Raw genomic sequence first — 17,410 nt, 5'->3', positions numbered from 1 at the left:
CCTCTCCTTATTCTATGAAAGTGCTCTTTCTCTTGTTAAGGTAAATTCCAAGTCCCATGAGCGCCAGTGTCCCCAGCGCAACATATATTATGGTGTTTATGCCTGGAACCGTCAGTGGCGTCATCTTCATGCTCATGGCGCTGTTCACATTTGGAAGCACAATGGCAGCTGTCAGGAAGTAGAGACCGGCAAAAAGCATGAAGTTGCCCAGCAGAACAGGGTAGGGTTTGTTGATTGCTGATGCAACTCCATTGGCGAATACATAGAATAACGCTATGAAGGCTGCCAGAATTATCCCGGAATATTTGCCGATTGTGATTGCTGATACACCGATTATGGGCGATACAAGTATTATGCTGACTATCACCGCCCCGAAGCAGCAGGGACAGGGCGCCACCATTGCAACGCACGCAGTCTTTGCTGTATCCCTCCTGTGTTCCTTCCACTCACGGAGGGTGTGCACACCGGCAAATATGAGGATAGATGCCATTATGATTGTTATCAGTGAACTGTAGGTGTTGAAGAAGCCCTGAATCGAGTTCATGTAGGCATTTGCAAGTGCCGAGAGGCCATATATACCCAGACCGTAACCCGCAGTTATCAAGGCTGCCATCTTCCTTGATAGCCCCGCAAAACCCATTGCCAGTCCAATCTTCACGCCAAATATCAGTAAAACCGATAGGATTCCCGCCTGCCACAGTAGGTTTGCCATGTCCATGTTCCACACCTTCTCTTTTTAACTTTATAATAATTACTATATAAATTAAATTATTACTATTCTGCAGTATTAAAGCATTATTTTAATACCAGATTTCTTATTACTATTAGCCCCCTATGAGTAATAATTCATTCAAACAATTTTTATTAAAATTAAACTAAATCTGATATTTAATGTTTTCTAAAAAATAAATTATGGTGGGCCTACCTCCTTCCAGGTCCAAGGAAGTATCCCACACCCACAAGTACCAGTATGGCCACTATGCCCGCTACTCCATATAACGGGAACTCTGTTCTCTGATTAACCGCTGAAGGTGTCTCTTTCACCTCATAGGATTTCTGCTGACCGGCCTCTTCACCGGCTGAATCCTGTGAAGATGCTGAAACAGCTGCCTGGGAAGCCGCAGCGGTTCTTCCAGCAGAACCATCAGCGGTGGTTCTTCCAGAGGATCCGCCACCCCTGGCTGAAGGGCCTGAAGGACCTGTCGTGGGCCCTGTGGATGGATTCTCACCTGGATTCACATCACCGGATGGTTCAGGTGCAAACACCGACGCCCCTGTTGCCGCGTAGAGGGCTGCAGTGAATTTTTTCCTGAGATCAGAGGACATGTACTGGCTGATCCACTTCATCAGTTCCCTGTCACCGCAGACTGACCCTGAACATGAAACACCATTCTCAGCAACGTAATTTCCAAGGCACTCTGCGATGAATGCAAGCTGCTCACTCCTGGCATTCCACTGGCCCCTGTTTGCCATCTCTGCAAAGTGTGCCAGTATGTCCATGGCAGCGTAGGGGTTCTTTGAATAGGCTGTCTTCAGTCCGAGATTGTATTTATCTGCAACCACAGCGTCATAGTACTCGTCCCAGAAGCCACTGTCAAGGAGTTCAGGCACCGTGTATTCCCATCCCACCAGGTGGGATGTGTACTTTGCTATGGTCCTTGGCCCCTGATACCCCTCATTCATGATTGCCCTGATCCACTCGGGATTCAGGTACCTTGTTCTGTATTCAATGGCTATGAACTGCTTCAGTGACATGACCCTGGGATTGCCTGGGTTTGCATATCTCAGTACGTAGAGTTCCGGGGCCCTTCCATTGTTCATCATCTCGATGGCCATTGAAAGACCGCCGAAGTAGTCGAAGTAGTCGTCGTTATCAACAACCCCATACAGGTTGGTGTTTCTGCTGTGGTAGGCCGTCTGAATACCCCTGAGGAGTTCCTTAAAGGTTTCGGGCATTGAAACGCCCCAGGAACGTTCACTGTATGCATGGCTCATTCTGTTGAAGTAGATGTCTGCAAGTTCGCTTCTGTCGTTCCAGGTCCATGATACCTCTGTACCCTTACTGACACCTGCACCGTAATCACCAACAGGTGGTGCAAAGATCCTTGTTATGGCGATTTCACCTGCATCCGTGGCGTTAAGACCAGCCTGCATGTACCTAAGGGTATCATTGATCCAGTGGAGTGCAATGTAGTTGGTTGTGAGGGGCTCGCTTCCCCTGAAGTTTGTATACTTGGCATACACAAGTGTCTGCAGCACATGGTCAAGTGAGGTTTTAAGTGACGGATAGGACGCGACGATCTCAGTGTATGAAGCGGCAAGGGCAATCCTGTAGGCCCTGTCCATGTTGATGAGGAGCCTCGGGAACAGATCCCTGAAGAGTCCACTTGTTGTTACAATCGGATCCACCCTGGGCCTTTCTGTGAAGTTTGAAAGTCCAGATGCAGATCTTACTGCATTGATATCTGCGAGTAGCTGTGAGAGTGGCGTCGCCTTAAGGTTGGAAGCCGACCCCGTGGATGACCATGTTGGCTCCACACCCATCAGCCTCAGCACAAATGAGACCATGGTACCGTCGTCACGCACCGTCTCAACACACCAGACAACCGCTGCCACCTTCTCAGGGATCCTGTCAAACTGTGCAAGTGCCATGTCAGCCAGGCGTTTACCCAGATTCCATGCTGTCTTTGTTGGCATCAGGTTCTCTGATACCGCATAGAAGTTGCTGCCTGTTGGAAGAGCTGAGGGGTTCCTTACAGGGTCATTTCCTGGTCTTGGTGTTATAAATCCACCGTTCAGTGCATCGAGAAGTGAGTTCATCTCTGAACTGAAGCTCTGACTTATCAGTGCTGCGTACTCACGTGCCCTGTTGAGAAGCTCAATTACCTGTGAATTGTTTGTAAGGTCCGCTGGTGGTGTGCCACCCATGACCTGGAGTACCCAGCTTATGGTGATATTGTTGAGCTCCTCTGCCTGCAGTGCCGTGAGGTTGTCAAAGTTCCATCCCTTCAGAGATGCTATGAGCCTCTGCAGTGAGGGACTTGATGGGCCGCCATCAGAGGATACCATTGCAGCTGCAAGGAGGGCTATCTCCTCATCGGTCCACCTTAACCCGAAGGTATGGAGACCGACAGGCATGAGTGTCTGCTGGAGGACCACAAGGTAATCCTCAACCCTTTCAATGTCCTCTGCAGTGAAGTTATCTGGACTGATACCAATCTCTGCTGCTACATTGAGCTTTATGACCATGTTCCTTATTGAATTGAAGTACTCCTGTTTTAGTGGGCTTGCATCGGGTGTCTTTGTATAATCATCAATGAGGGCTCTGAGTTCTGAGAGGTCCCCGTAGAGCTGTGTTGTCTTCATTGGGGGTGTGAGGTGGTCCACTATAACCGCATAGCCCCTCCTCTTGGACTGTATCCCCTCACCAACACCGTCCATGATGTAGATGTAGACTGAGGGCTTTGTACCGGCACATATCTGTGAGAAGTCAAAGTTGCTGAGTGCGACCTGCTTTCTTGGAAGCCACTCGTATGTTGCATGTCTTCCTATGTGGACCTGGGCATCCGCATTGAACACCGTGTTAACCCATGCATACCAGGCAAGGTACTGGTGTGGTGGTGCCACGACCGTGCTGTGGTAGAGTTTATCAACGTCTGCCTCCCATCCCCTCTGGGGTTCAGGGCCAATGAAAACGTTGCCAAATATTATACCTGGTATGACGATGTACTTTCTGCCGTTTCTCTCCACTGTCATGACATTACCTGGCGGGGCGCCCCATCCATTGAACCCAGGGACTGCCAGGCTCTGGAATTCATTTTTGAAGTTATAGAACATGCTCCACGGCGCATCTGTGCTCTGACCTGTCCTTGCATTGTTGAGAACTGCCTTCAGTGCTTCTGTCATGTTTCTTATTAGAACTGATGCCTGCTGTGACTTCTCAGGGTAGGTATTTGCAAGTGATATCATCTCAGAGGACCACTTATCAAGGGTATTCAGGGCTGCGGTGTATGCGGTGTCACTGGAAACGTAGCTGAGCGCTAGCTTAACCATCTCCTCAATGTAACCCACAGGACCCTCCACGACCTGTTTTCTTGCAATCGGGTTCAGGGTCTGGAACCATGCATAGTATTCCTCTGCATCCCAGAGGATGATTGAGGTTTTATTTGCAAGTTTTTCCAGTTCCCCCGGTGCCCATGTTGCAACGTTTATTCCCCTCTCGGTGAGGAGCTTCACAAGGTCATCTGCACTCTGAGGAAAACCTGAAACATTGTACCCTGAGCTCTGGAGTGCCCTTAGTATTTCAACGAGAGTTTCAGGTACGTTGAGGTAACTGGCACCTATGTTACCCTTACCCGGCGGGTAATTGTAGTAGATGAGTGCTATTCTTTTCTGGGAGTTTGCCAGGTATCTGAGCCTGACCCAGTTGCTGATTCGCTGTACCAGGTAATTCATCTGCTCATCTATCGGCGTGTATGCGACTATCTCAACCCCTGTTATACTGTCAATACTCTTTGCTGGCGCGGCAACGAATATGGGCTCTATTATCCCCTGGGTCTCTGGAATGGCTATCTGGTAGTAGGTGTCACTCCAGAGAAGCCCGTCCTCTGATACTAACCATTCACCCTCTTCCCTCTTTGTTGATATCATTGCCCTGAATACAGGCACATTCATTCTCTCAAGGAGAGCTGCGGTCTGATTCACGAAGCCAGACCCCAGTGTGAATGTTGTGAAACTCACAAGGGCGTCTATCCTGTACCTGTAGGCTGAGGGGTTGGCCTCATACTCCGCTGCTGTGATAACCCTTGATGGGTTTGCAGGGTCATAGACGAAGAACTTGACCATCGCCGAATAGATGTTGAGTGGCTGTGTACCGTTAACACCGGAATACGCCCCGACAACGGGTATCACGTTCATTCCGCTTGCTGTGAGCCTGGCTATTATGCTGTCAAAGTGGGCCATATCCCCTGAAAGGAGAACGCTATCAAGGCCAGCTATTCCAATGGTGGGCCGTGATGCGTTGAGTGGGTATGCTGCAAGGTAATCAGCGAGGCTGGTAAAGACCCTGCCGTCACGGTAGAGCATCTCCGCTGGAATGGTTATAGGTGCTGCAGGTTCCCATTCAGATGGCCAGGTGCCCCCATTCATCACCGTGAAGTTCTTAAGAAGCAGCTTGAACTGGTTTTCATAGTTCACGGTTCCCTTCTTTGCATAGTAGAGACCATAGGTCACCCAGGGTGCAAGCTGCGGGTACGTATTAACATAGGCCTTCAGGCGTGCCTCGTTGGAGTTTTTGAGGTCATAGAGGATAGTGTTCTTTGTATCTGTGTTACCGATAACCGAGGCATCTATACCCTGGAATATGCGTACACCGTTGATCTGTGACATGTTTGTGAGATCCGGGTCACTTTCAAGGACAATGAATATCTTGTTTGGTCTGTTAGATGCAATTTCAGGGTAATCACGCATAACATTCCTGAAGTTACCTGAGTCAAAGAGCCACTCTGCGATAACGATATCCGCAGACTCAATGAGGCTTTTAAGTTCAGAGGGGTTCATCCTTGATATCTGTGTGGTGGTCCTTACCTCAAACCTGACCGTCCATGTTGACTTATTCTGTGGGTTGTATCCTGGCTGTGAGGGGTTTATGAGGTCCATGACCTTCTTTGCCGCATCATTGGTCATCTTGGAACTGGTTGACGAGTGTATGACAAGTACGACAGGATCCCTGATCTCCTGTGTGTTGTTCACTGTTAGGTTTCCGGGATCACCTCCTGCGGTGCTGTTATCTGCAGCTGCCACTGTCTGGCAGAGCATGATCATGAAGAGAACTGCTGTCAGTGTAAAGAGCTGTTTTCTCATGACTTTTCACCTCCTTTTATTTTTTTAAATTTACAGTAACCCCTCTGAGTTATGTCATTAAAATAAATTATTATTACATTATACAGAATACTTTAAAAATAAATTATTACTTAACTTGAAATATTACTTAATTTAAATATCAATCGAGGAAAAGTAATAATCCTGCGGATAAAAAAATAAATAATTGGGGTGTTTATTTTCCTGCTACGCCCCTGAGGAATCCGAAGGCCACAAGTCCAGCAGCCACAAGGACACCCACGATACCATAGACGTACCATGAGGAGTCAGCGCCGCCAGAAGTGGAGGTTGCATTTGTAACCTCATAGGCCTTCTTACCCTCAGTTGTTGCAGGTTCCTCTGAAACTTCAGATGCTGCACTCACATCAGCCGGTGAAGCACTGTAATCAACACCTGGTGTGTAACCTGCATGGCCTGCATTACCATGGGAACCTGAGGGTAAACCACCGGTTGAACCACCTGTGGAGCCACCTGTTGAACCACCAGGTATACCACCCTGGTTTCCGTTCTGACTTCCACCATTGTTCACAGGAATGAGGTCCTCAAGTGTCCTGTTTGCAGGTAGCCCCTTCACATAGGCGATGGGGTTCTGACCACCGGCACCTGAGAGGATCATCTGAAGTTCACTCTCAGTTATGTACCTCTCAGCGTCATAGGTTACGACAGGTCCCGAGATCAGATAACTTGGTGTTTCACCCTTGTAGAGGCTTATGAAACCTGCTATCTGTTTTTCCCTCTTCGCATCGCTGGTGACGCAGTCGCTCACATCAAAGTTCGGCCATTTGAAGTCCAGGACCACTGCCTTACCAACCTTGTTCTTGTTGTCCCAAATAACAAGGATTCCCTCAATGTTACCTCCAGATGCATACTTATCCTCAGGGTCGTTCTCTGATCCAGGAACACGCAGGTTGAAGTAGGTTCCCTGTCCAGGTGAGACCCCGAGGCGGTAGACTATGGCGTCGTCCTTGCAGTAGATGGTGTTACCCAGGTAGATGTAGTTCTCGTTTTCCTTGAGGGGGTAGTTCTTGAATATGTACTCTGTTATCAGGTAACCTGGTGAGACGCCTGGACATGCATGGTCGTGGAAGAGGAATGTCAGTATCTGGTCATATGGTGGGTCGTGTCTCCATGCATTTGCTATGCTCTGTATGTTGAACCAGCCATCCTTTGCAAAGACCTTTGAGACCTTGCTGCTGAGCTGTGTGCTGTTAAGGGTTCTTGGTCCGATGTCATTCACAAATTTACCGTCTGATGCATTGCTTGCAATCAGCTGCCCGGTTGTTGGGTCATAGTAGATGTAGACCGCATCCATTGTCACCCCATCATAGCCCCTGAGGACGAATGTGAACCAGAGTGGTTTCCAGAGAGGTCTGTGAACCGGGAGAAGTGTTGCCCTACTTAACCTTGAACCAAGAACATCAAATACTCCGTCCCAGGCAGCACTCATATCCTGACCGTTAACCCTTGAGTAACCGGCTGATGTGAGCACCACCAGGTCCCTGTCGTCCCTTTCAAGGTTTATACCTTTCTCTGTAAGGAATAACTGCTTTGCAAGGTTGGCTGCGTCAGCACCGATCTTCCTGATCTGCTCGTATGTCAGGTTACCCCATGTGAAGGTTCCGTTTTCACGGGTTGCATTTGGAAGTCCAAGGCTGTCTATGTATGCCATGTCAAGTCCATGGGCTACCTGTGGTGGAATCTGGTAGGTTATGTTGTTGACTTTATCTGTCACGTTGGCACCGTTTTCACTTCCCAGGAGATAGTAGTAGTGGGTCGCATTGAGGCCCTTAAGTTCCCTCACTATTGTCACAAGGGATGTTGGGTCCTGTTTCACCCTGGATATGAGCCATGCGTTGAATTCGAGTTCTGTTTTTTTGCCTGTCTGCTGCTGGAACTGTTTCCTGAGTGCCTCCTTGTCGAACTTCATCACTATGAGGTCACCCTTGAGGGTGTTGGGGTTCCACCTTATGAAACCAACAAGGTTTGTGTCAGCACCTGTAGCCGTGGTGTTGAATCCGCTGTAGGATCCTCCCTTACCTGGTGTGGTGTCAAGGAACATCAGGAGTGCATCGTCATCTGAGTCCCCTGGGACACCCACTGTCACGTAACTTGTTATCTCACCTGGTGATCCAGGGTTGGTGAAGTCCATGACCGGTGGGTAGTACTTTAACAGTGTGAGGCTCATTGCATATCCGCTGATGGTACCGAGGCACATGTGACCATGGAATGATGCGGCCCTGAGGAGATCAGATGGTGCGCCCTGCATCCATGCGTTTGCAAGACTTGCAACCGGGAACGCGTAGTTTCCGTATTTGCTTACCAGAAGGTTCCAGTTTGCCTCAGTCATGTTCTTTAGAAGGTCGATTGTGTAAACTGGTTTTCCGTTGACTGTTTTGATTACAACCGGTGATGTGCTTGCATTCTTGAAGTAAACACCCACCAGTGTGCTGCCCCTCTGTAGTATGAAGAATGTGTCCAGCGGGTCAACAGGTGACTTCCTTATTACAAGCAGGTTCCCCTTACCATAGGTTACACGGCCACCTGCCTGGTTTAGTATCCCCTCAATAACGTCCTCTGTGGTATTGTTTTTGTACTTGACAATACCTGCAGTTGTTATGACGAGGACGTTTCCCTTCGAGAAGTTCAGGATCTGATCTGCCCTCCTGGTGATCTCCCTTCCCAGTTTGTAGGCGTCTGTGGCGTTCATTTTGAGTGAAAGCAGTGCGTAGTATTTGGTATCCAGTGGATTCGCCGGGTTGGTTGATAGGGTGAATTCATGTACTAGGTCCCTGTAGCCCGGTGCCGTTACCTTTATCCGGAATTTAGTGGTGTTTGTGATGTTCTGGTAATTGAAGATGATCTTTGTCATGTTGGCTGCCGGGTCAAAGGTCTTTGTGAAGTTGATCTTTGATCCGTTTGCATCGGTGATACAGTTTATGTCAGGGTTGATGCGGGGGTTGTCGTCTGCGTACTCGTAGGTCACCTTAACCCCCACTTCACATGCTGTGTCTACTGCGCTCACTGAACCCGTCAGTGCGATAGCAACGAGAAGAGCCATGAAAACCATGAAATACTGCCTTCTCATAACATTTTTCACCTCCTTTAATTTCTGTAATGTTTAATAATGTACAGAATGTAGTAGGAGTAATAACATATATAATTATTTTGTTAATACTTTAGAGGCTGATAAAAGGCAAAATGTAATACTTAGTTTCAGTTAAAAAAGAGGGGATTCATGGGAAGGTCCCATGAACTGATTGCTGGAGGGAAATTTATTATCAAACACCATAATGGTGTTATATTTAAAATTGAAAACCAAGCATATTTAATATTTTCTATTTTAATATTCATAATAATTATCGGGTCTGGAGTGCCGGAATGGTAATAAAAGATAAGGCGATCCTTAAAAAAATTCAGATGTTTCTGATTTGATCATAACAGAAACATCACGGGCACTTAAAAACAAGCACTGAGGTATTGTTAACCTTACCTGAAGGCAGAACAATCCCCGCCCTTCTGAATCCAGTAACATCCTCATCAGTCACGGGGGCGTAGAGAATCGCCCTCATTCCTGTGTAAGTCCTGTATATAACCCTGGTATCAGGGTCCACGTACCTGTGTATATTTCTGAAGACCCTCCTCTTTGGTTCTGCAAGGGCAGCCACCATAACAACGTCAAAATCAAGATCCGCCAGTGCGGTCTCATCACCAGTGACCACATCCACATCTCCTGGTTCAAGTTTTTCTATCACTTGGCGGGATATATCAGCTATTTCAGGTTCAATTTCAACAACATGTACGCTCATGCCATATATATGTGCAAGGAGTATCCCTGTGAGGGGTAGTGGCCCGCCCCCAATGAATACAGCGCGCTCCCCCCTCCTGAATCTACCAAGGGCAGCCTCATTTTTGAGGAGCTGGAGGTACCTTGGGTAGAAATAGAACGATTTCAGGGTTTTCCATGGAGAGTCTGAATTTCTAACCTCCTCTGCCTTCTCCAGTTCAAGTTTCATGCCAAGGTTAACATAGAAGGTTCTTATGAGCCTCAGCGCATGGTTCATCTCAGCATCGTCAAGTATGTGCCTGGCTGATTCAAAGTCAATGGATGAATCATGGGCTATCTCCTCGATCTCATCCAGGAGGGGTATGACCCTGGATGTATCCATCCTGTCGAAGTGGTAGTCCATCCCCTCAAGCCTGGATGCTATCCTCTTTATCTTATTCCAGTAGATGTAACAGCTCATGTGGAGTTCTCCATGATGGTAATTAATTAAACAGCAGTCTTTATAAGACTTCACAGCATATATAATATGTGTATGGAATCATGTATTACTATGAGGCATATATATCCTTAAAAATTAATACTGAATGGTGGTTGATATTATTCTGGTTACCATTCCCCAAACAGAAAGTGAAATTGAATCCATAAGAAGATTCCTGTTTGATATGATCAGGCGGGAATTTGGCTACGGGTACATACCCGACTACCACCGGGACATCATTGAATTCAGGGAACACTATCTCAATCCACCGGGAAACACATTCATCTCTGCCTCGCTGGGTGGAAAGGTAATCGGGACCCTGGGACTCCGCGCCTATGACCGTGAATTTGAGGGCCTCAGTTATGATCCAGATACAACAGCAGGTCTCTGGAGGGTCTTCGTGCATGAGGACTACAGGAGACGGGGGATTGCATCACTCCTTGTTGGTATCGCAGAGGCCCATGCAGCCAGAATGGGGTATAGAAGGATGTACCTCCATACGCACAAGCATGTGGGGGGTGCACTTGAATTCTGGCTCTCAATGGGTTACCGGGTGACCCTTGACACCGGGAACGAACTCAACACTGTCCACATGGAAAAACCCCTTAAACCTCCTGAAAGTGCAGATAAAGTCCGCACAATCCACACGCAGAAACCCTTTAAAACCCAAAGAGTACTTCAATACTGATGCCCGGAGTAGATATCAATCTTTTGATCAGGAAAAAGGAGGAGGAGGAGGAACAGGGCATCAGATGACATTTTTTTGAGCGAAAGGATTGTAGATGGATGCCCTGTTGAGCTGACTTACTCTGGTAAGCTAGGAGGAATTCATGCTCATATGATGATTGGCAGAGGATATATAAATACTTTTTGAAAAAAAATTATTACTCATATTTAAATTATCCTGATATTAGTATTAATCAATCAACCCCAATAATTATGGAAATCCTGTAGTCTAATCATTCCCTGTAACCTTCAAGGAAGGACTCTAGTGCCTCATAGGCAGCATCCACTGCCTCTTCAACAATTCGGGGGTCTGCATCTGAGAGTTCGTCGAGATGAAGCTCGGCGGTGATATCAACATCCAGCCTGTCGGTGTATTCAACGCTCACCGTTATCTCAATATCAACTATCTCCTTTGCTGAGACCCTTTCAAGTATAAAATCAGAAATGGTGTTATAAAGGAAACTGGATATCTCATCCAGATCCCTGTCACTGAGTTTTTTAAGGCTCAATTAGTTACCCATCCCTGGATTGATCCCGGCGCCCTTCATGGCTTCCTGGATGTTAACCTGCATCTCCTGCAGTTTTTTCATCACACGTTCTTCCTGTCGCTGGATGGTTTTCTCCCTTAACTGGAGAGTTTCAAGTTTTTCCTCAAGTTCAGCTGTGATTTCACCCTTATCTACCTTTATAAGGATGTTTCCTGAACTCTTAAATACCTCAGCGTCATCTGCAGCCTTTGAGAGTTCATCAAGGGCTTTCTGTGTTTCATTAATCTGCATTTCAACCGTCTGTTTCTGCACAGATATTGCCTGTGCCTGCTGCTGCAGCTGCTGGAACTGGGCCAGCTGGTGCTGTACATTCTGTGGAAGTTCCATACTATCACCTTTCATTAATTCAATCATGAATCCTGTTGATCGGGAGTAACGAGCTCTATCATATCCAATGAGAGCCTCACCCAGCGGAAAGATGAGTTTAGAGCTGCCCTGAATGATGCCGTGTCCCGGGCACTGATTTTTATGGTTATCCTGTCATCCTCAAGGTCCACTGAAACGGAAGACCTATCTGATGGGGAATCCATGAACTCCGGGTTAACTGCCCTGTAAACCACTGAAGCGGATTCAGGGTTCCCCATGGATATGTCAATGGATCCCTGGATTCTCTTAAGACCCAAATCAATCACCGGTCTTAAAGTCCCTTATCAGGAGTTTGAATCCTGCAGGCTCTCCAGTGGCATCAAGAAACTCCATAACCCATGGGTAATCATCACCCTCCCTGAATTCCCAGACGCTCCCGGATGCCTTGGGATCAACTTCAAGGCCCATGAGCCTGCAGACGCCTTTAAGTTCAGGGGGGCATGATCTTACCCCTGCAGCAGGATAATCCCTCTCTGATCCCCTGATGTCAAAGGATGGGTTGAAAAGGATGTATCCCATCTCGTCTCCCCTCTCACCAAGGAACGTTATCCTGGAAGGGTTTCCATGTCTTTCAGATACAAGAGCCACGGGTCCAGATGCCTCAATGAGCACGTCCCTGATACTCATCTTGCCCCTGTTGACATACCTCCAGCCCATTATCCTGGAAAGCCTCTGGGAAAACGATCTTGTTCGCTGGGAAGGCTTCCTGGATGTTGTAAGAAGCATCCTACCGTGCCCTTATGGTCCTCTTAACAGGAGGCACCTCCTTGAAGAGAATCCTGTACCTGCACCTGGGGCACTTATTCTCCATGTACTTCTTGGGGTCGATCAGGGTTCCGCACTGGGCGCAGCGGTACAATCTACTTACCTCCAACTATCCTTTTGATGTTACGGGCTGCTGTCTTACCCATCGGGGTCACAGGCAGGTACGCGCCGCCTGTGAATACAGAGCCACACTTTCTGCACTTCCATATGCCCCTACTCTCCCTTTTAACACCTGGCCTGTCACAGCTGGGGCATACATGCTTCCTCTTCATCTCTTCTTCAATCTTCTTGACAGCTCTTTTAGCTTTACGACCGTAACGTGGACCGAAACGTCCTGTAATACCAACTTTCTTTGTTCTTGCCATTTTATCACTCCAGTAAATATGATGTTATAGGTATCGTAAGGCGAGTATTTAAGATTTGGGGAGTCAGAAAACCATAGTGGTCTCTCTCAAGTATACTTATACATATGGAAGATAGCCACGCTGGAAGAGATAGTCTATGATTCCTCCAGGGATTCAGGGTGCCATTGACTTATCAAGGTACTCGATGAGCTGGGGCACCTTCTCCCTTGCAATGGAAACCGCCCTAAGGACATCATCCCTTGTGAGGGCTCCCTCACCGCCCTTCTGCATGGCGCATATGGAGCCATCCTCTGTCACCCCTATGGACAGCCTTGCGGTGAGTATGTCCTCCTCCTCAAGGCATGGGTCCAGTATTATCTCATCACCAATCTTTGCAAAGGTGCACATGAGGGCTTTCCTGTTGATGGGGAGTGGCTGCCTGTTTTCCCTGTCAACCACAACCTCACCATCCTCAACCTCCGCGACGGGTATCCTTGTATCGAGGAGAGCTGCCACAGTTGCAAGTACCGCCGCATCAAAGAGGTTGCCGTCGTAGTCGATTATGTGGAGGTCCAGGAAGAGCATCCAGACCTTGCTGCCCTCTATTATGCAGAGCTTTTCAAGGTCTATCATCTGACTCTCCCTTATGCAGCGATCAACAACCCTTGAGAGTTCAACCGAACGCTCATCGGGGGGTCCCGGCTCAAAGGTTGGTGATGCCATTGGTAGTAGTTCGGAGTTTGTGAGTATCACTCCCATCTCAGGGGTGTCAGGGAATGGTTCGCCTATCTGTGGCTTTACACCAACTATTATCTGTGTGTTGCCGAGTTTGACCCTTGAGGAACCCTCAGCCTTGGATATCACCCCTGTTTCAATGGATATGTCCCTGAACTCATGGAGTGACCTTCCATCAATTCGCTCCTTGTTATTTATAAGGTCAGTTATGCTTTTTCTTGTAATTTCAGGTATTATATCCATTCTATTCACCATACTTTTTTCTGAGGGCCTCTTTCTGAACCTCATGTATTCTGAGGCAACCATCCATTGCCAGCTCAAGGGCCCTTTCAAATTCATCCTCTGAGAGGTTTCCATCGCTCTGGAGAAGTGTGATTTCACGTGTCCTTGGTAGGATTGCAACCGGCACATCCGCCTGCCCGGCCTTATCCTCCTCCTCAGATAGATCAAGGACAACCTGATCGTTAACCTTACCTGCGGCGCAGGCAACAACCATGTCCCTCATGGGTATACCTGCATCTGCAAGGGCCACCGATGCCGCTGTGATGCCTGCGCACCTTGTACCACCCTCTGCCTCAAGAACCTCTATGAAGACGTCTATGACGGACCTTGGAAACTTTTCAAGTATCAGTGCAGGTCTCAGGGCCTCCGCGGTTATCTTGGAAATTTCGACAGAGCGCCTGTCGGGACCCGGCCTCTTCCTCTCCTCAACAGAGAATGGTGCCATATTGTACCTGCACCTTATAACTGCCCGGTCAGGTCGCTGCAGCTTCCTTATCTGTGCCTCCCTTGGTCCATAAACAGCTACGAGTATCTTGTTACCTCCAAATTCAAGGTAGGATGAACCGTCAGCCCTTTCAAGTATTCCTGCCTCAATTTTCAGGGGCCTGAGTTCATCAAATGCCCTTCCATCCTCCCTGACAAGGGGGGGTGTTTTCAACTGATCCTGTGTGATGATACCAATCACCTCTGTTCCTGGGAATTTTCATCCTTAACTTCTTCATCCCCTGATTCTTCACCCCTCGGATAATTCTTCTTCATCTTCTTTGGTTTTCTCAGGGGTTTCTGTTTCTTCTTCAAGTTCCCCGGCATCCTTAACTGCAGCCTCCAGTTCAGCCACTTCAGACCCATTAACCTCATTCCTGGTTGTGGGTTCCGCGCCGGTAAGTCTGTCCAGCAGTTCCCTGACACGATCTGTGAGTCCTGATGTGTGGGCCTCACGGTCTATCATGAGGATAACCCTCTCGGCTATCCGCTCCATGTCAGGTTCGCCCTTTATCCAGACGACTCCATTCTGACCCACAACTATATCACAGTGGGTCTTCTCCTTGACCATGTTTATCATGGATCCCCTTTTGCCTATGAGCCTTGGGACCTTCGTGGGTGTTATGTATACCAGAATTCCGTCCCTGAACTTTCCAAGCCCCCGGCCTTTCAGGCCTAGTTTAACCTTCTTGACCTCGTCCACATCAACTACTCTTAAAAGGAGCACGTCGCCTATGTCAAAGACGTTCTCAAGTTCCCTTTTCTCCTTGCCAAAAACCTCTGATGCCGGCAGGAGTCCGCTGTAGGGGGAATTTATATCAAGGACCCACATTGAGAACCTTATATCCGTGATTTCACCGATCACCACATCCCCCCTCTTGGGGATGTATTTGCTCTGAAGTGGTATCACGTTTATCTTCTTATTTCTGACAGAAACAAGTCCAACAAATGATGAACATATTTTTTTACCCTCTTTGAAGGTTCCCCTGCCTGGGTAGTAATCATTTTCTGCCAGAACCTGACCTGGAACAACCAGGTCCTTTTCATTTACGATTAACACATTATGCCTCCCTGTTTTTTGAAGGCAAAAAAGGAGAGGAGGGTTTACTTGATAATCCTTGTCTCAACGTTACCGCCGGTGAGTTCATTGATCTTCTGGTAGAAACTATCCTGAAGACCCCCTGGTATCTCAACCACCGCTATCCATGACCCATCACTCTGCCATTCTTCATTCTTTATTTTCCCGAAATTGGATATCACGCCGTAGGCTGGGCCGGCCCTGTCGCCTGGTATCTTTATGGCAACGGTGACCTTCTCGAATTTTATGGGTATCTTGGTCTTTATGGCCTTCAGGACAATATTGACCTGCTCATCAACTGTTTTGAATGGATCAACTTGAACCCTTGCTTCCTCCATTGCCTTTTCAATTCTCTTTGGAGGGTGAGGAAGTCCGTTCTGGGGGTTTATAGCTTCACGTGAAATCTTACTGATGATTTTTTTGCGTTTATCCTCTATCATCTGTCTTCTCTGTTCTGCAGTGAGCTGTATTGTCCCCCTCTGAAGTATTATGGGTGTTACCTCAAGAGGATCTGTTGTTTCAAAGACCTTCCTCATGGCCTCCTCAGATGCCCTATCACCCTTTCTGGCGTCCCTGAAGACCTCCTGGACCGCCAGCACATCCTCCACACTGACCTCTGAATTCTCTCGCCGGAATTCAGCTGCCAGGTCAGGATCCACTAGAATTTCGAATCGCTCGCCATGGGATTCGAGCCGGGCGATAACCGCATCTTCAAGGCTGACCATTTTTTACTCCTCTTCCTCCTTTTCCTTCCTGATCAGGAGTTCCTCAACATGGTCCCTGATCTCATCATCAGGAAGCCTTCTGTACTTCTTATCTGCGGCTTCTATAACAGCTATCTCAACACTTTCAGGTGTTGTTTTACCCTCTGTTGCCTCATAGACCGCATCGAGGGCAAGTTCTATTGCCTGGTTCAGGTTCATGTCATCGGTGTATTTCTTCTCAAATTCCTCCATGGCCGCTGGCCTGCCGGCCCCTATGGCTGTGGCCTTGTACTCTATGAGGGCCCCGCTGGGGTCTGTCTCAAAGAGTCTGCAGCCCTTCCCGTTTACACCACCTATTATGAGGGCTGTTCCGAAGGGCCTGACACCTCCGTGCTGGGTGTACATCTGTTTCATGTCACATATCTTCTTGGCAAGGCTTTCAACCCTTATGGGTTCATTGTAGGTTATCCTGTTTATCTGGGCCTCGAGTCTTGCCTTTTCAATTATGGCCCTTGCATCTGCCACCAGCCCAGATGTTGCGGCCCCTATGTGTTCATCTATCTGGAAAATTTTTTCTATGGATTTCGGCTCAACCAGTTTACTTGTGGGCCTCTTGTCCACTACAAGAACTATTCCTTCCTTTGATTTTACTCCAAGAGAAGTGGTTCCTCTCTTAACTGCTTCTCTTGCATACTCCACCTGGAATAGTCTGCCATCCGGGCTGAATACCGTAATGGCCCTATCATATCCTGCGCTTTGAAGTGGTTGCATTTTTCTAACCTCTCTTTATTGATGGATAAATCTGGTAATCATGAGACATGTGATACAAATCAGTCAGTATTTATCTATCTTGGAAGGTTTAATAAACTTTTGTGTTGCAGAGCGCACCGTCCCTGAGAGTCCCAGTATATGGAATACCACCCTTGCCCCGCTGTGGTGGTGTGCCGCCGTGAGGGCAGCCATAACCTTTCTCTCGTAACCCCTCTGGCACTGAAGCACCCCCCTGATCCTTACTGCATCCAGGAAATCACATCGCCAGAGTTTCATGAGCCATAAACGGAAATTTGATGTCTCACATTCACCGTGGAGTTTGAGGCAGCTGTCCCAAATGAGGGATACGATTTCATCCCTTGAGAACTCCCTCTCGGATATCAGTTCAAAGGCTATGTACCTCTTTGGGTTCCTGAGGGTGGGAGGGAGTATCTTCATCCTCATGTCTTCACCGGGGTTCAGTTCT

At 47.9% G+C, this 17,410-nt stretch carries 17 protein-coding genes; 1 reads left to right on the top strand and 16 read right to left on the bottom strand.

The features are described 5' to 3' along the window. Positions 1–7: 7 nt before the first annotated feature. The 4 genes from QFX30_RS04800 to QFX30_RS04785 form a co-directional block, all read right to left on the bottom strand. The gene (locus QFX30_RS04800) at positions 8–718 is read right to left on the bottom strand and encodes a DUF2162 domain-containing protein (protein ID WP_300488943.1); all 711 of its coding nucleotides are present in this window, start codon (positions 716–718) and stop codon (positions 8–10) included. Positions 719–921: 203 nt separating this feature from the next. After that, positions 922–5,862 carry a cobaltochelatase subunit CobN gene (locus tag QFX30_RS04795; protein WP_300488940.1) on the bottom strand — a complete coding sequence of 1,647 codons (4,941 nt, stop codon included), beginning with the start codon at positions 5,860–5,862 and terminating at the stop codon, positions 922–924. 193 nt (positions 5,863–6,055) lie between these two features. Beyond that, positions 6,056–8,965: an FmdE family protein gene (locus tag QFX30_RS04790; RefSeq protein WP_300488937.1), complete on the bottom strand. Its 2,910-nt coding sequence runs from the start codon at positions 8,963–8,965 to the stop codon at positions 6,056–6,058. Between the two features lie 361 nt (positions 8,966–9,326). Beyond that, positions 9,327–10,124, bottom strand: coding sequence for a nicotianamine synthase family protein (locus tag QFX30_RS04785; RefSeq protein WP_300488934.1), 798 nt, complete (start codon positions 10,122–10,124; stop codon positions 9,327–9,329). A 124-nt stretch (positions 10,125–10,248) separates the two neighbouring features. Between QFX30_RS04785 and QFX30_RS04780 the strand changes: the two genes are divergently transcribed. Then, a complete protein-coding gene (locus QFX30_RS04780; RefSeq protein ID WP_300488931.1) occupies positions 10,249–10,830 on the top strand; it encodes a GNAT family N-acetyltransferase in 582 nt (193 codons plus the stop codon). Between the two features lie 271 nt (positions 10,831–11,101). Here the strand turns inward: QFX30_RS04780 and QFX30_RS04775 are convergent, their stop codons facing one another. The 12 genes from QFX30_RS04775 to rnp2 all read right to left on the bottom strand — a co-directional run bounded on the left by QFX30_RS04775 (position 11,102) and on the right by rnp2 (position 17,382). Next, complete coding sequence (locus tag QFX30_RS04775) at positions 11,102–11,377, bottom strand: DUF3194 domain-containing protein (protein ID WP_300488928.1); 276 nt, start codon at positions 11,375–11,377, stop codon at positions 11,102–11,104. After that, entirely contained in the window at positions 11,378–11,743 is a 366-nt protein-coding gene (locus QFX30_RS04770) for a prefoldin subunit beta (protein WP_147671820.1), read from the bottom strand. Between the two features lie 23 nt (positions 11,744–11,766). Beyond that, a complete protein-coding gene (locus QFX30_RS04765; protein WP_300488926.1) occupies positions 11,767–12,048 on the bottom strand; it encodes a KEOPS complex subunit Pcc1 in 282 nt (93 codons plus the stop codon). Then, complete coding sequence (locus tag QFX30_RS04760; protein WP_300488923.1) at positions 12,041–12,508, bottom strand: ribosomal biosynthesis protein; 468 nt, start codon at positions 12,506–12,508, stop codon at positions 12,041–12,043. The genes QFX30_RS04765 and QFX30_RS04760 overlap by 8 nt, the downstream gene beginning before the upstream one ends. A 1-nt stretch (position 12,509) precedes the next feature. Then, positions 12,510–12,641, bottom strand: coding sequence for a DNA-directed RNA polymerase subunit P (locus tag QFX30_RS04755; protein ID WP_048901205.1), 132 nt, complete (start codon positions 12,639–12,641; stop codon positions 12,510–12,512). 1 nt (position 12,642) lies between these two features. Next, the gene (gene rpl37A, locus QFX30_RS04750) at positions 12,643–12,912 is read right to left on the bottom strand and encodes a 50S ribosomal protein L37Ae (RefSeq protein ID WP_300488920.1); all 270 of its coding nucleotides are present in this window, start codon (positions 12,910–12,912) and stop codon (positions 12,643–12,645) included. A 153-nt stretch (positions 12,913–13,065) separates the two neighbouring features. Further along, on the bottom strand, positions 13,066–13,881 hold the full coding sequence (rrp42, locus tag QFX30_RS04745; protein ID WP_300489134.1) for an exosome complex protein Rrp42: 816 nt from the start codon (positions 13,879–13,881) through the stop codon (positions 13,066–13,068). Further along, positions 13,871–14,566 (bottom strand): exosome complex exonuclease Rrp41, encoded by a 696-nt coding sequence (gene rrp41 / locus QFX30_RS04740; protein WP_300488917.1) that lies wholly within the window; start codon positions 14,564–14,566, stop codon positions 13,871–13,873. Before rrp41 ends, rrp42 begins: the two co-directional genes overlap by 11 nt. Positions 14,567–14,641: 75 nt before the next feature. Then, positions 14,642–15,451 (bottom strand): exosome complex RNA-binding protein Rrp4, encoded by an 810-nt coding sequence (gene rrp4 / locus QFX30_RS04735; RefSeq protein WP_300488914.1) that lies wholly within the window; start codon positions 15,449–15,451, stop codon positions 14,642–14,644. Between the two features lie 44 nt (positions 15,452–15,495). Continuing rightward, positions 15,496–16,194: a ribosome assembly factor SBDS gene (locus tag QFX30_RS04730; protein WP_300488911.1), complete on the bottom strand. Its 699-nt coding sequence runs from the start codon at positions 16,192–16,194 to the stop codon at positions 15,496–15,498. A gap of 3 nt (positions 16,195–16,197) precedes the next feature. Then, positions 16,198–16,944 (bottom strand): archaeal proteasome endopeptidase complex subunit alpha, encoded by a 747-nt coding sequence (psmA, locus tag QFX30_RS04725; RefSeq protein WP_013295890.1) that lies wholly within the window; start codon positions 16,942–16,944, stop codon positions 16,198–16,200. 63 nt (positions 16,945–17,007) lie between these two features. After that, positions 17,008–17,382, bottom strand: coding sequence for a ribonuclease P protein component 2 (gene rnp2, locus QFX30_RS04720; protein ID WP_367186132.1), 375 nt, complete (start codon positions 17,380–17,382; stop codon positions 17,008–17,010). Positions 17,383–17,410 lie beyond the last annotated feature (28 nt).

Origin of the sequence: Methanothermobacter sp., from assembly GCF_030055435.1 — an archaeon.
Classification (GTDB): domain Archaea; phylum Methanobacteriota; class Methanobacteria; order Methanobacteriales; family Methanothermobacteraceae; genus Methanothermobacter.
The sequence above is the reverse complement of the archived record's forward strand: the minus strand, read 5'-3'. Positions and strand labels throughout refer to the sequence as shown.